Source organism: Streptomyces sp. NPDC056347 (assembly GCF_042262625.1).
GTDB lineage: Bacteria > Actinomycetota > Actinomycetes > Streptomycetales > Streptomycetaceae > Streptomyces.
On sequence record NZ_JBHJQP010000205.1, the window covers coordinates 1 to 13,725 of the forward strand.

12 protein-coding genes are annotated in these 13,725 nt (G+C 71.2%); 5 read left to right on the top strand and 7 right to left on the bottom strand.

Annotation, left to right across the window (positions count from 1 at the left end; all coding sequences use genetic code 11):
• Positions 1–53: 53 nt before the first annotated feature.
• On the bottom strand, positions 54–1,076 hold the full coding sequence (locus ACFCV8_RS31775; RefSeq protein ID WP_376688953.1) for a terpene cyclase: 1,023 nt from the start codon (positions 1,074–1,076) through the stop codon (positions 54–56).
• A 307-nt stretch (positions 1,077–1,383) separates the two neighbouring features.
• Between ACFCV8_RS31775 and ACFCV8_RS31780 the strand changes: the two genes are divergently transcribed.
• The 5 genes from ACFCV8_RS31780 to ACFCV8_RS31800 all read left to right on the top strand — a co-directional run bounded on the left by ACFCV8_RS31780 (position 1,384) and on the right by ACFCV8_RS31800 (position 7,814).
• Positions 1,384–2,850, top strand: coding sequence for a GuaB1 family IMP dehydrogenase-related protein (locus ACFCV8_RS31780; RefSeq protein ID WP_376688954.1), 1,467 nt, complete (start codon positions 1,384–1,386; stop codon positions 2,848–2,850).
• 199 nt (positions 2,851–3,049) lie between these two features.
• A complete protein-coding gene (locus ACFCV8_RS31785; protein WP_376688955.1) occupies positions 3,050–4,507 on the top strand; it encodes an aldehyde dehydrogenase family protein in 1,458 nt (485 codons plus the stop codon).
• Positions 4,508–4,619: 112 nt separating this feature from the next.
• Positions 4,620–5,099 (top strand): Lrp/AsnC family transcriptional regulator, encoded by a 480-nt coding sequence (locus tag ACFCV8_RS31790; protein WP_376688956.1) that lies wholly within the window; start codon positions 4,620–4,622, stop codon positions 5,097–5,099.
• A gap of 174 nt (positions 5,100–5,273) precedes the next feature.
• Entirely contained in the window at positions 5,274–6,071 is a 798-nt protein-coding gene (locus ACFCV8_RS31795) for a carbon-nitrogen hydrolase family protein (RefSeq protein WP_376688957.1), read from the top strand.
• A 51-nt stretch (positions 6,072–6,122) separates the two neighbouring features.
• Entirely contained in the window at positions 6,123–7,814 is a 1,692-nt protein-coding gene (locus tag ACFCV8_RS31800; RefSeq protein WP_376688958.1) for a flavin monoamine oxidase family protein, read from the top strand.
• A 13-nt stretch (positions 7,815–7,827) separates the two neighbouring features.
• Here the strand turns inward: ACFCV8_RS31800 and ACFCV8_RS31805 are convergent, their stop codons facing one another.
• The 6 genes from ACFCV8_RS31805 to ACFCV8_RS31830 are packed head-to-tail and all read right to left on the bottom strand — an operon-like array spanning position 7,828 to position 13,683.
• Complete coding sequence (locus ACFCV8_RS31805; protein WP_376688959.1) at positions 7,828–8,676, bottom strand: fumarylacetoacetate hydrolase family protein; 849 nt, start codon at positions 8,674–8,676, stop codon at positions 7,828–7,830.
• A 46-nt stretch (positions 8,677–8,722) separates the two neighbouring features.
• Positions 8,723–9,745, bottom strand: a complete 1,023-nt coding sequence (locus ACFCV8_RS31810; RefSeq protein ID WP_376688960.1) for a hydroxyacid dehydrogenase — start codon at positions 9,743–9,745, stop codon at positions 8,723–8,725.
• Positions 9,729–10,784 (bottom strand): dihydrodipicolinate synthase family protein, encoded by a 1,056-nt coding sequence (locus tag ACFCV8_RS31815; RefSeq protein WP_376688961.1) that lies wholly within the window; start codon positions 10,782–10,784, stop codon positions 9,729–9,731. Before ACFCV8_RS31815 ends, ACFCV8_RS31810 begins: the two co-directional genes overlap by 17 nt.
• 8 nt (positions 10,785–10,792) lie before the next feature.
• Entirely contained in the window at positions 10,793–11,821 is a 1,029-nt protein-coding gene (locus ACFCV8_RS31820) for an NAD-dependent epimerase/dehydratase family protein (protein WP_376688962.1), read from the bottom strand.
• A 6-nt stretch (positions 11,822–11,827) separates the two neighbouring features.
• Entirely contained in the window at positions 11,828–12,775 is a 948-nt protein-coding gene (locus ACFCV8_RS31825) for a carbohydrate ABC transporter permease (protein ID WP_376688963.1), read from the bottom strand.
• Positions 12,776–12,777: 2 nt separating this feature from the next.
• Positions 12,778–13,683 (bottom strand): carbohydrate ABC transporter permease, encoded by a 906-nt coding sequence (locus tag ACFCV8_RS31830; RefSeq protein ID WP_376688964.1) that lies wholly within the window; start codon positions 13,681–13,683, stop codon positions 12,778–12,780.
• Positions 13,684–13,725: the final 42 nt, after the last annotated feature.

Sequence of the window (13,725 nt, forward strand, 5' to 3'; positions counted from 1 at the left end):
CGCCCGGACGGCGCGTACGTCGTCCGGGCGGACCCGTGTCCCGGGAGCGGGACTCAGTCCCGGGCCACGCCCAGCACCCGCGCCTCCAGATACTCCTGCGGCTCCTTGTACTGGCTCACGTCCGCCGGGTTGTAGCGAGGGGTCTGCCGCGACCAGTCGAGATTGCCGCGCATCCAGCTCTGCATGCCGTCCAGGTACGGCCTGAGCATCCAGGACAGCTGCGGGTAGGCCGCGAGCAGCTCGGACTCGGCGGTGAGGAAGCGCTCCGTCTCCGTCGTGATCTCCGCGCAGACGTGCTCCAGCGCCTGTCGCTCGCCGTAGCCGCGGTGGTGCCGGACCAGGTGGACGAGGTTGTGGATCTCGCCGAGCACCTGCTCCTTCTCGTACGAGTACACGTCATTGGCCCAGCACACGACGTTGCACGAGGCTTCCAGCGCGGTGATGAACCGGGGATCGTTGTGGATCGACTCGGGCGCCTCGATTCCGGCCACGATCTCTATCAGGTCCATGCAGACATGTATCGCCCCGGTGTGACGCCGTTTGGCGATGTAGGTCTCCTCGGACGGCACCGTGCCCGAGGCCCGGTTGCCCGCCTCCCAGGTGGTCGTCGTCGTGAGGTAGGTGGTCAGGTGCCAGCCGAAGCGGGTGCGCCAGTGCGGGGCGGCCATCGGCGTCGTGCGTTCCCACAGATCGGCCAGGGCGGTCACGGCGGCGGGCAGCTCTCCCTCGGGCAGCGTGCCCGGGGTGTCGCTCCGGATGACGTCCCGCATCAGCTCGACCACGTCCCGTACCCGCTCCGGGCTGCGGCCGAGGTGGCCGTCGTCGAGCTGGTCGTCGACGAGAAAGAGCCAGACGAACCAGTCCGCGACCAGGTCGAGGTTCTTGGCGTCGGCGGTCGGGTACACCATGCCGACGAACGCTCCGAAGTCGGCCTGGACGAAGCGGGCCCTGGCCGAATCACGGTGCACCAGACCCGTGTCGCGGGTCCATTCCTCCAGGTGGATCCTGGTGTGCGGCACGTTCGGGTTGGTGAGCTGGGGGAACGGGCAGTAGATGTCCGGCAGTTCGCTCTCCACGAGTGGGTCGTGATCCTCTCCGGTCGTACGAATGACGGAAGTTGAAGCTCTTCCGGCTGCTCCTCCGGGGTGTTGGCGATACCCGCGGGACCTGCGAATTTGAAGCTACCGGACCTCTCGTCACCAGGTCCAGGTCAGATGATCGGGAATGATACGAGCGCCCTTCGGGTAAGGTCCGCGGGCAAGGCGGGGTCACCCGCCCGGGACTCCCGCCGGACCTCTTTCGGAGGAACGCACGAACGCGGGTGTCTTTTGTTGTGCCTTCGAGGACGCGACCTGCTCGGATTCGTGTGAAAAAATTAGTCTTATGCGTTTTCTTGAGCCCGGTACCGGTCGTTACACAGAGTCCCCCTCGGTCCCCTACGACCTCACGTACGACGACGTCTTCATGGTCCCGGGCCGTTCGGCAGTCGGTTCCCGCCAGGGTGTCGACCTCTCCTCGCCCGACGGCACCGGCACCACCATCCCGCTTGTCGTGGCGAACATGACGGCCATCGCGGGCCGCCGGATGGCCGAGACCGTCGCCCGGCGCGGCGGGCTCGTCGTCATCCCCCAGGACATCCCGATCGAGGTCGTCACCGACGTCATCGCCTGGGTGAAGTCGCGGCACCTGGTGCTCGACACCCCGATCGTGCTGGCTCCCGGCCAGACGGTCGCCGACGCCCTGTCGCTGCTGCCCAAGCGCGCGCACGGCGCGGGCGTCGTCGTCGACGACGAGCGGCGGCCCGTCGGCGTGGTCACCGAGCACGACCTGGCCGGTGTCGACCGCTTCACCCAGCTCACCGAGGTCATGTCCAGGGACCTGGTGCTGATCGACGCGGACATAGACCCGCGCGACGCGTTCAACAAGCTGGACGGCGCCAACCGCAAGCTCGCCCCCGCGGTCGACGCCGACGGCCGGCTCGTCGGCATCCTCACCCGCAGGGCCGCGCTGCGGGCCACCCTGTACACCCCCGCCACCGACGCCGAGGGACGACTGCGGATCGCCGCCGCCGTCGGGATCAACGGCGACGTCGCGGGCAAGGCCAAGCAGCTGCTGGACGCGGGCGTCGACACGCTCGTCGTGGACACCGCGCACGGCCACCAGGAATCCATGATCAACGCGGTCCGGGCGGTCCGCGCGCTCGACCCCGCGGTCCCGATCGTGGCGGGCAACATCGTCGCCGCCGAGGGCGTGCGCGACCTCATCGAGGCGGGTGCCGACATCATCAAGGTGGGCGTCGGCCCCGGTGCCATGTGCACCACCCGGATGATGACCGGCGTCGGGCGGCCGCAGTTCTCGGCCGTTCTGGAGTGTGCCGCCGAGGCGAAGAAGTACGGCAAGCACGTCTGGGCCGACGGCGGCGTGCGCCACCCGCGCGATGTCGCCATGGCACTCGCCGCGGGCGCGTCCAACGTGATGATCGGCTCCTGGTTCGCCGGTACGTACGAGTCGCCCGGTGACCTCCAGCAGTCCGCCGACGGCCGCTTCTACAAGGAGTCCTTCGGCATGGCGTCCGCGCGCGCCGTCAAGAACCGCACCTCGGACGAGTCCGCCTACGACCGGGCCCGCAAGGCGCTCTTCGAGGAGGGCATCTCCACCTCCCGGATGTTCCTCGACCCGGCCCGGCCCGGCGTTGAGGACCTGATCGACTCGATCATCGCGGGCGTCCGCTCCTCCTGCACCTACGCCGGCGCGGCCTCCCTCGCGGAGTTCGCCGAGAAGGCGGTCGTCGGGGTGCAGAGCGCCGCCGGATACGCCGAGGGCAAGCCGCTGCACGCCAGCTGGAGTTGATCCTCCCCGCCATCCGATTCCGCTGCCCCGCCCGGTCGTTCGTACCCGGCGGGGCAGTGGTTTCTCCGGGTCCGAACGCTCCGTCCCGGAGGATGTCCGGATCGAGGCCGGGGCGGCCGGGCTATCACCGTCAACCCCATTGAAATGTAAGTAACATGAACCCCACTCAGTTGCCCATTCCTCTGTGGTAAGGGATCTCATGTCCTTCTTCATCGACCTGGCCCAGCAGTACATCGACGGAGAGTGGAGGCCGGGCAAGGGGTCCTGGGACATCATCGACTTCAATCCGTACAACGGCGAGAAGCTCGCCTCGATCACCGTCGCGACGGCCGAGGAGATCGACCAGGCGTACCGCTGCGCCGAGCAGGCCCAGCGGGCCTGGGGCGAGACCAACCCGTACGCCCGGCGGACGGTGCTGGAGCGGGCGCTGCGCATCGTCGAGGAGCGCGAGTCGGAGATCAGCGACGCGATCGTCGCGGAGCTGGGCGGAACCCGGCTGAAGGCCGCCTTCGAGCTGCACCTCGCCAAGGAGTTCCTGCGCGAGTCGGTCCAGCTGGCGCTGCGGCCCACCGGACAGATCCTGCCCTCGCCGACCGAGGGCAAGGAGAACCGCGTCTACCGGGTGCCGGTCGGCGTCGTGGGCGTCATCAGCCCCTTCAACTTCCCGTTCCTGCTCTCGCTGAAGTCGGTCGCCCCCGCCCTGGCGCTCGGCAACGCGGTGGTGCTCAAGCCGCACCAGAACACCCCGGTCTGCGGCGGCACGCTGGTGGCGAAGGTGTTCGAGGAGGCCGGGCTGCCCGCCGGGCTGCTGAACGTCGTGGTCACCGACATCGCCGAGATCGGCGACGCCCTGCTGGAGCACCCGGTGCCGCAGGTCATCTCCTTCACCGGCTCCGACAAGGTGGGGCGGCACGTCGCCACGGTCTGCGCGTCCCACCTCAAGAGCGCCGTCTTGGAGCTCGGCGGCAACAGCGCGCTGATCGTCCTGGACGACGCCGATCTGGACTACGCCGTGGACGCGGCCGTCTTCAGCCGGTTCGTGCACCAGGGCCAGGTCTGCATGGCCGCCAACCGCATCCTGGTCGACCGGTCGGTGGAGAAGGAGTTCACCGAGAAGTTCGTCGCCAAGGTCGCGTCCCTGCCGGTCGGCGACCCGGCCGACCCGGCCACCGTGATCGGCCCGCTGATCAACTCCTCGCAGGCCGAGGCCGTCTCCACGCTCGTCGAGCAGACCGTGGCCGCCGGCGCGACGGCGCTGCTGCACGGCCGGACCGAGGGCAATCTGGTGAGCCCGTCCGTGCTGACCGGTCTGGCCGCCGACTCGCCCGTACTCTCCCAGGAGATCTTCGGGCCGGTCGCCCTGCTGGTGCCCTTCGACGGCGAGGACGAGGCCGTACGGATCGCCAACGACACCCCGTACGGCCTCAGCGGCGCGGTGCACACCGGCGACATCGAGCGCGGTGTCCGGGTCGGCCGGCGCATCCACACCGGCATGATCCACATCAACGACGGCACGGTCCACGATGAGCCGATCGTTCCCTTCGGCGGCGAGAAGAGCTCCGGCCTCGGCCGCCTCAACGGCGACGCCATGATCGAGGCCTTCACCACGCAGAAGTGGATCTCGGTGCAGCACGGCCGCTCGGGCTTCCCCTTCTGACCGGTCCTGACCGGTGACGGTCGCGCCCGGCGGGGCGCGGCCGTGGTCTACTTCGGGGGCGGCCCGCGCCGCCCCCGAGAACCGGCCATCGCAGAGAAGTGAACCGCCCGACGTGCGCCTGAACGACCTCGACGAACGCATCGTCCACGCCCTCGCCGAAGACGCCCGGCGGTCCTACGCGGACATCGGCGCGATGATCGGACTGTCCGCCCCCGCCGTGAAACGCCGCGTGGACCGGCTGCGCGCCGAGGGCGCCATCACGGGCTTCACGGTCCGGGTGGACCCGGCGGCGCTGGGCTGGGAGACCGAGGGCTTCATCGAGATCTACTGCAGCCGCAACACCTCTCCGGAAGCGATCAGGCTGGGGCTGGCGCGCTACCCGGAGATCGCCTCGGCGTCCACGGTGACCGGCGAGGCCGACGCGATCGTGCAGGTCTTCGCCGCGGACATGCGCCACTTCGAACAGGTCCTGGAACGGATCGCGGGCGAGCCGTACGTGGAGCGGACCAAATCGGTCCTGGTGCTGTCGCCGCTGCTGCGGCGCTACTCCGCGGGCGCTCCCGAGCAGGCGAAGAGCGCCGGGCCGGTGTGAGACCCAGGTCACGCTCGTGGCCTGCGAGGACGCCGTGCGCAATGAATCGCCGCGCAGGGCCCCCGACACGCAATGGATCGACGGTGGACGCGCAACGCTCGCGCCTTGTCCGGTGCGATCGGCGAACCGTACGGTCGATACGTCCCCGCCCGCCCGTATCGCCCGAGGTCAGCCATGCCGCCGTTGCGCACCGCCCTGCTCCAGAGTTCCGGACGCCCCGGGCGGGTCGAGCGGAACATCGAGGCCCTCGACGCGGCCGCCCGGCGGGCGTCCCAGGCCGGTGCCCGGCTGCTGGTCTGCCCCGAACTCTTCCTGACCGGTTACGCGATCGGCGCCGATGTGCCGCTGCTGGCCGAGCCCGCCGACGGCCCGTCCGCCGGCAGGATCGCCGAGATCGCCGCACGGCACGGACTCGCCGTCCTGTACGGCTACCCGGAGCGCGCGGACGAGAAGCTCTTCAACTCCGCCCGGCTGATCGGCCCGGACGGTGCGGCGCTCGCTAACTACCGGAAGACCCACCTCTTCGGGGACTTCGAGCAGAAGTGGTTCACCCCGGGCAGGCAGCCCGTGGTCCAGGCCGAACTGGACGGCGTCCGCGTCGGCATCCTGATCTGCTACGACGTCGAGTTCCCGGAGAACGTCCGCGCCCACGCGCTGGCCGGAACCGATCTGCTGCTGGTGCCCACCGCGCTGATGCACCCCTTCCCGTTCGTCGCCGAGTCCCTGGTGCCGGTCCGCGCCTTCGAGAGCCAGATGTACGTGGCGTACGTCAACCGGACCGGCCAGGAAGGCGCGTACGAGTTCGTCGGGCTGAGCTGCCTGGCGGGCCCCGACGGCACCGCCCGGGTCCGGGCCGGGCGCGGGGAGGAACTCGTCGTCGGCGAGGTGGACCCCGCGTTCCTGCGCGCCTCGCGCGCCGCCAACCCGTATCTGCGCGACCGCCGCCCCGGCCTCTACCGCTCGCTCGTCTGAGCCCGCCCCCGTCGCATCACCCCTCTCATCCGCGCAAGGAGTCCGTACCCCATGACGTCCACGGTGCCCAACGCCGTCCAGCACACCGACGCCACCGAGCCGATCACCATGTTCGGACCGGACTTCCCCTACGCGTACGACGACTTCCTGGCCCATCCCGCGGGCATCGGGCAGATACCCGCGACCGCGCACGGCACCGAGGTCGCCGTCATCGGCGGCGGACTCTCCGGCATCGTCGCCGCCTACGAGCTCATGAAGATGGGCCTCAGGCCCGTCGTCTACGAGGCGGACCGGATCGGCGGACGGCTGCGCACCGTCGGCTTCGAGGGCTGCGATGCGGACCTCACCGCGGAGATGGGCGCGATGCGCTTCCCGCCGTCCTCCACCGCGCTCCAGCACTACATCGACCTGGTCGGCCTGGAGACCAGGCCGTTCCCCAACCCGCTCGCCGAAGCCACCCCGTCGACCGTCGTCGACCTCAAGGGGGAGTCGCACTACGCGCGGACCATCGACGACCTGCCGCAGGTCTACCGCGATGTGATGGACGCCTGGAACCGCTGCCTGGAGGAGGGCGCGGACTTCTCCGACATGAACCGCGCGATGCGCGAGCGCGACGTACCGCGCATCCGGGAGATCTGGTCCGAGCTGGTCCGCAAGCTCGACAACCAGACCTTCTACGGCTTCCTCTGCGACTCGGAGGCCTTCACGTCCTTCCGGCACCGGGAGATCTTCGGCCAGGTCGGCTTCGGCACCGGCGGCTGGGACACCGACTTCCCCAACTCCATCCTGGAGATCCTCCGCGTCGTCTACACCGAGGCCGACGACCACCACCGGGGCATCGTCGGCGGCAGCCAGCAGCTCCCGACGCGGCTCTGGGAACGCGAACCGCGCAAGATGGTCCACTGGCCGCTGGGCACGTCGCTCTCCTCGCTGCACGACGGTGAGCCGCGGGGCGCCGTGACCCGGCTGCACCGCACCGCCGGGAACCGGATCACCGTCACCGATGCCACCGGCGACATCCGTACCTTCCCGGCCGCGATCTTCACCGGCCAGTCCTGGCTGCTGCTCTCCAAGATCGACTGCGACGACGCGCTCTTCCCGATCGACCACTGGACGGCGATGGAGCGCACCCACTACATGGAGTCGTCCAAGCTGTTCGTCCCGGTCGACCGCCCGTTCTGGCTGGACAGGGACCCGGCCACCGGGCGCGACACCATGTCCATGACGCTCACCGACCGGATGACCCGGGGCACCTACCTGCTGGACGACGGACCCGACCGGCCCGCCGTCATCTGCCTCTCCTACACCTGGTGCGACGACAGCCTGAAGTGGCTGCCGCTCTCCCCGAACGAGCGCATGGAGGTCATGCTCAAGTCGCTCGGCGAGATCTATCCGGGCGTCGACATCAGGAAGCACGTCATCGGCAATCCGGTGACGGTCTCCTGGGAGAACGAGCCCTGGTTCATGGGCGCGTTCAAGGCCAACCTGCCCGGCCACTACCGCTACCAGCGGCGGCTGTTCACCCACTTCATGCAGGACCGGCTGCCCGCCGACCGGCGGGGCCTGTTCCTCGCCGGGGACGACATCTCCTGGACGGCGGGCTGGGCCGAGGGCGCCGTGCAGACCGCGCTCAACGCCGTCTGGGGCGTGATGACCCAGTTCGGCGGCGCGACCGACCCGACGAACCCCGGCCCCGGCGACGTCTTCGACGACATCGCCCCGGTCGAGCTCCCCGAGGACTGAGGCCGGCCCGCGGCTACGCGGGCCGGCAGACGCTGCGCTGGCGGCCCAGGCCGGAGATCTCGACCTCCATCACATCGTCCGGGCCCAGATAGGGGAAGCGGCCGGACAGCGCCACACCCTGCGGGGTACCGGTGTTGATGACGTCGCCGGGCTCCAGCACCAGGTACTGCGACAGGTGGTGCACCAGATGCGCCACGCCGAAGATCATGTCCGCGGTGCCGGAGTCCTGCCGGGGCTCGCCGTTGACGTAGCTGCGCAGCCGCAGGGCCTGCGGGTCGCCGACCTCGTCGGCCGTCACCAGCACCGGGCCCAGCGGGTTGAACGTGGCGCAGCTCTTGCCCTTGGACCACTGGCCGCCCGACTCCTCCAGCTGGAAGGCCCGTTCGGAGACGTCGTTGCTGACGGCGTAGCCGGCGATGTGCGCGGCGGCGTCGGCGGGGGAGTCCAGGTAGGAGGCACGGCGGCCGATGACCACGGCCAGCTCCACCTCCCAGTCCGTCTTCTTCGAACCGCGCGGGATCAGCACGTCGTCGTACGGGCCGACCACGGTGTTCGGCGACTTGTAGAAGAGGATCGGCTGCTCGGGCGGTTCGGCACCGGACTCGGCGGCGTGCGCCGCGTAGTTCTGGCCGATGCAGAGCAGTGCGGAGGGGCGGGCCACCGGGGCACCGATCCGCTCGCCGGTGATGTCGGTCTCCGGGAGCGCCGACACGTCGGGCACCAGGCGAGGGTCGTCCGCGAGGGCGGCGAGGAACGCGCCGTCGATGTCGCCGGTGATGCCGGACAGGTCGTAGTGGCGGCCTTCGGGGCCGACGAGGACCGGGCGCTCGTGGCCGGGCTCGCCGACACGCATCAGTCGCATGAAGGGGTTCTCCTGACGGGTACGGGGGGTGAGGGGCGATCAGCGGTCAGTGGAGGCGGGCGAGGGCGTCGGCGGTGACCGCGTGGAGCGGGGGCCGTCCGGACAGCAGCCGCAGCACCTCGTCGGCGGCGCTCGCCCCGAGCCGCCGCCGGCACTCCACGGTGCCCGCCGCCTGGTGCGGGGTGAGCAGGACGTTGGGCAGGGCCCGGAAGGGGTGGTCCACCGGCAGCGGCTCCGCGTCGAACACGTCGATCGCCGCGTCCAGACGGCCTGTCGCCAGCTCGGCCAGCAGCGCCTCCTCGTCGACCAGCCACGACCGGGCGGTGTTCACCAGCCCGGCCCCGTCCGGCATCAGCGCCAGCTGCCCGGCGCCGAGCATCCGGTGGGTCGCCTCGGTGACCGGGGCGTGCACGGCCACGATCCGGCTGCGCCGCAGCAGGGTCTCCAGGGGCACCGGCTCCACCCCGAGCTCCCGGGCGTCCGTCTCCGAGAGGTACGGGTCGGTGACGGACACCCGCGCCCCCATGGCCCGCGCCAGGGCGATGTAGGCGCGGCCGGTGCGGGAGGCGCCGATCACCCCGATGCCGCTGCCGTGCATCTCGTGGCGCGGCGGGGCCTCGCCCGCCGCATCCCACTCGGCCCCGCCGCGCAGGGCGTGGTCGAAACGGTGGACCCGGTGGAGCAGTGCGAGGGTGAAGGCCAGCGCCACTTCGGCGACTGGGCGGGCCATCGCGTCCCCGGCCTGGGTGACCAGGACGCCCCGATCGAACACCTCCTCGGTGACGTAGGGGGCGACCGCCGAGCCGGTGTGCGCCACCAGCTCCAGCCGGTCGGCCGACGCCAGGAGTCCGGCGTCCACCTTCGGCGCCCCCCAGGCGGTGATCAGCGCGCGGGCCCCGGGCAGCGCGGCCGCGACCGCCGCCCGGTCGCGGTGGTCGTCCGGCACCACCAGGTCCGCCGCCCGGCCCAGCTCCGCCCACACCTCGGCGGTGAACAGCTGGGCCCGCAGGCCCGGCGGCACGGCGACGACCACCCGGGGGCGGCCGGAGGGGTCAGGAGAGCCAGTCATCGAGGTGCTCCGCGACGAAGGCGTCGTCAGTCAGCCAGGGGTAGGCCGCGGCCACTCTGCTGATCTCCTCGGCCTGCCCGGGGGAGAGCGTCTCGGCCGGGTCCAGGCACCGGATGTTCGCCAGCAGGCCCTGGCGGCGCAGCACCTCGTGGACCCCGGCGATGCAGCCGCGGAACGCGCCGCGTACGTCGAAGACCGCGCTGTTGGCGTCGGTCAGCTCGGGGCGCCGGGCCAGGCAGCGGACCATCGCCGCGTGGTCCCCGCCGCGCGCCCGGCGCACGTCCTCCAGGAGCGTCACCGCGGAGCCGGTCCACACCGCCCACTGCCCCAGCAGCCCGCCCGCGAACCAGCGCGGCGCGCCGCCCGCCGTCTCGTACGGGGTGAGCAGGTCGCCGATGATGTCGTCGTCGTTGCCGGTGTACAGCGCCACCTCGGCGGCCCGGTCCGCGGCGGCCACGGCCCGGATCACGTCGGCGGTGCGGTAGCGGTCGAACGGGGCGATCTTCACCGCGACCGTGTTCGGCAGATCGGTGAACGAGGACCAGAAGCGCGGCGACAGGTACCGGCCGCCGACGGCCTCCTGGAGGTAGAAGCCGATCACCGGCAGCACCTCGCCGACCGCCCGGGCCCGCTCCAGCAGGCCCTTCTCGTCGGCGCCGGGCACGGCCGGGCTGAGCAGCACGGCGTCGTACCCCAGCCCGGCCGCGGTCTCGGCCTCCGCCACCGCCTGCGCGGTGTAGCCGCAGGCCCCGGCGACCTTGACGAACGGCCGGCCGGCCTCGGCGTCGATCGTCTCGGCGGCCAGTTCCAGCACCGGCCGGAACAGGCCGACCGAGGGCTCGCGGATCTCGAACTGGGTGGTGTGTACGGCGACGGCGGCGCCGCCCGCGCCGGAGGCCAGGTAGTAGCGGGTCAGCGCACGCTGGCGGCGCTCGTCGAAGGAGCCGTCGTCGTGCAGGGCGAGCGGGTGCGCGGGGATCACCGCGCCCTGGGCGAGGGCGTCGAGGGCGGGGGTCCGCACAGGGGAGGGAGTGGACATGGGGTGGATCAGAACCTTCCGTCACGGACCTGGAACTTGGTGGGCTTGCCGGAGAGCGGCAGCCCGCGGCGCAGCCAGTCGGCCTGCCACTCGACGAGGGTGCGCAGCGTCACGTCCGGGTAGCCGAACAGGGCGTGGCAGCGGCTCGCGTCGGAGAGCAGCGCGGTCGGCGCCTCCTGGCCGGCGAGGACGGGCTCGGTGCCGAACTCCTCGCCGAACCACTGGGCGAGGCGGCGCACGGAGGCGGTCTCCGGGCCGGTGAGGTTGAGGGTGAACGCCTCGCCGTCGGTGGCGTGCAGCAGCGAGCGCAGGGCGACCTCGTTGGCGTACCCCTGCCACACCACGTTGGCGTGCCCGGTGGTCACGTCGACGGGCTCGCCGGTGTGCACCCGGTGCGCGATGTCGGCGAGGACGCCGTAGCGCAGGTCGACCGCGTAGTTGAGCCGGATGTTGGCGACCCGGGTGCCCCGGGTCAGTGCCGCGTGGCCGAAGATCCGTTCCCGGCCCAGGCACGACATGGCGTACTCGCCGACCGGGCCGACCGGGTCGGACTCGGTGCAGCCGCCGGAGGCGACCGGCACCAGCGGGTAGACGTTGCCGGTGGAGAACGCGGCGATCCGCGCGTCCGACCAGCGGCGCGCCACCCGGTCCGGCATGGCGGCGTTGACCGCCCAGGCGTGCGAGGGCGCCCCGGCGGAGCCGAACTTGGCGCCGACCATGAAGACGACGTTCCCGGCGTCGGGCAGCGCGGCCAGGTCGGCGGCCGGGTCCATCAGGTCGAAGGCCACGGTGGTGACCCCGGCGGCCTCCAGCTCCTCGGCGGCGGACCGGTCCGACCAGCGGGAGACCGCGTACACGGTCACGTCCGCGCGGCCCGCGGCGTCCAGCGCGCGCCGGGCCAGCCGGCAGAGGCTGGGGCCCATCTTGCCGCCCGCGCCGAGCACCAGTAGATCGCCTTCGAGGCGGCCGAGGTCGGCGACGAGCGCGGGGGAGGGGGTGGCGAGCCGCTCTTCGAGCGCGGCCTCATCGGTGAACATGTGTGGCTATCCCTTGATTCCGGACGCGGTGACGCCCTCGGTGAAGTAGCGCTGGCCCACCATGTACGCGGCGAAGATGGGCACGAACGCGATGACGGAGCCGGAGAGCACCACATTGAGCGGCACGTTCTGCTGCTGGAGCGAGGCGATGCCGACGGTGAGGGTGCGCATGTCGGTGGACTGGCCGATGACCAGCGGCCACAGGAAGTCGTTCCAGTGCCACAGGAAGACGAAGACGCCGAGGGTGGCGAGGATCGGCTTCAGCAGCGGCAGCACGATCCGGTAGAAGATCTGCCACTCGTTGCAGCCGTCGAGCCGGGCCGCCTCGAACAGCTCGTCCGGCAGCCCCTGGATGAACTGCCGCATCAGGAACACCGCCTGGGCGTTGGCCAGGGTCGGCACGATCAGACCCCAGTACGTGTCCACGCCGCCCAGCTTCGCGATCATCGCGAAGGTCGGGATCATCGTGACGTGGTACGGGACCATCACCATCGACAGGAACGACCAGAACATCGTCTCCCGGCCCGGGAAGCGCTTCTTGGCGAAGGCGTACCCGGCGAGCGAGGCGAGCAGCAGCACGCCGACGACCGAGACGACCGAGTAGAGCAGCGTGTTGACCAGCCAGCGCGGTACGTCCTGGGCGTTCATGACGGTGTCGTACGCCTCGCCGCTGAGCGGCCACGGCAGCAGGCTGCCGGGGAACTCGACCGCCGCGGACGGCTTCAGGGAGAGCACGACCATCGCGTAGAACGGGAAGACCGTGACGATCGCGGCCACCGTCAGCAGCACGGCGCGCCCGATCCGTCCGGCCCGGGTGGGCCGCATGCCGTGCGGGACGGTCTCCCGGTCGGCGAGCTTGCGCAGTCTGCGTTCGGCGCGGCGGGCGGCCCGGTCCTTCGGAGCCGGGGCCGGTGCGGCGGGCGGGGCCTTCGGAGTGGCGGGTGCTGCGGTCATGGTCACTGGTCCTTCCCGATCACGAGCCGCTGGACCACGGCGACCACCACGGTCAGCGCGAAGAGCGCGACGCCGATGGCGGAGGCGTAACCCAGGTCGAAGTACTTGAAGCCCGCGTCGTAGAGCTGGAAGACGAGCGTGTAGCTGGCGTTGGCGGGGCCGCCGCCGGTCATCGTGTACACCGCGTCGAAGACCTGGAACGAGGCCGTCGTCTCGATCACGGCGAGGAAGAACAGCGCGGGCCTGAGCTGCGGCAGCACGATGTACCGGAACCGCTGCCAGGCCCCCGCCCCGTCGGTGAGGGCCGCCTCCTCCAGTTCCCGGGGGATGTCCTGCATCCGGGCCAGCAGGATCAGCATCCCGTAGCCGAAGCGGGACCAGACGCCCACCAGCGCGAGCGCGGGCAGCACCAGCACGTCGTCGGAGAGCCAGGAGCCCTCGGACATCCCGAACCAGCCCATCAGGGTGGACCAGGGGCCGCCGGTCGAGAAGATCCACACGAAGACGGTGGCGGCGAGCACCAGCGAGGTGACCACTGGAAGGAAGAACACCGAGCGGAAGAACTTGGCGCCGCGGAAGGCGCGGCGGGTGATCAGGGCCAGTGACACCGAGGCGATCAGCGTGCCCGGCACCGCGAGCACCGTGTAGAGCACGGTGACCTTCAGTGCCTGCCAGAACAGCGGGTCGTCCCAGAGCCGGGTGAAGTTGTCCAGCCCGATGAAGCTGCCGCCCCCGGTGAGGGTGTAGTCGGTGAAGCTCATCAGCACCCCGGCGATGCCCGGACCGAACCGGAACGCCAGGAACAGCAGGAAGCAGGGGAGGACGAAGAGCAGGCCGATCCGGGCCTCGCGGCGCGCCTGCGGCCCGCTGCGACGGCCCCGGCGGGTGGGTTCCGCGACGACTGCCACGGGGATCTCCTTGCGGTACGGGGGAATTGCGGGGGTCGGGGT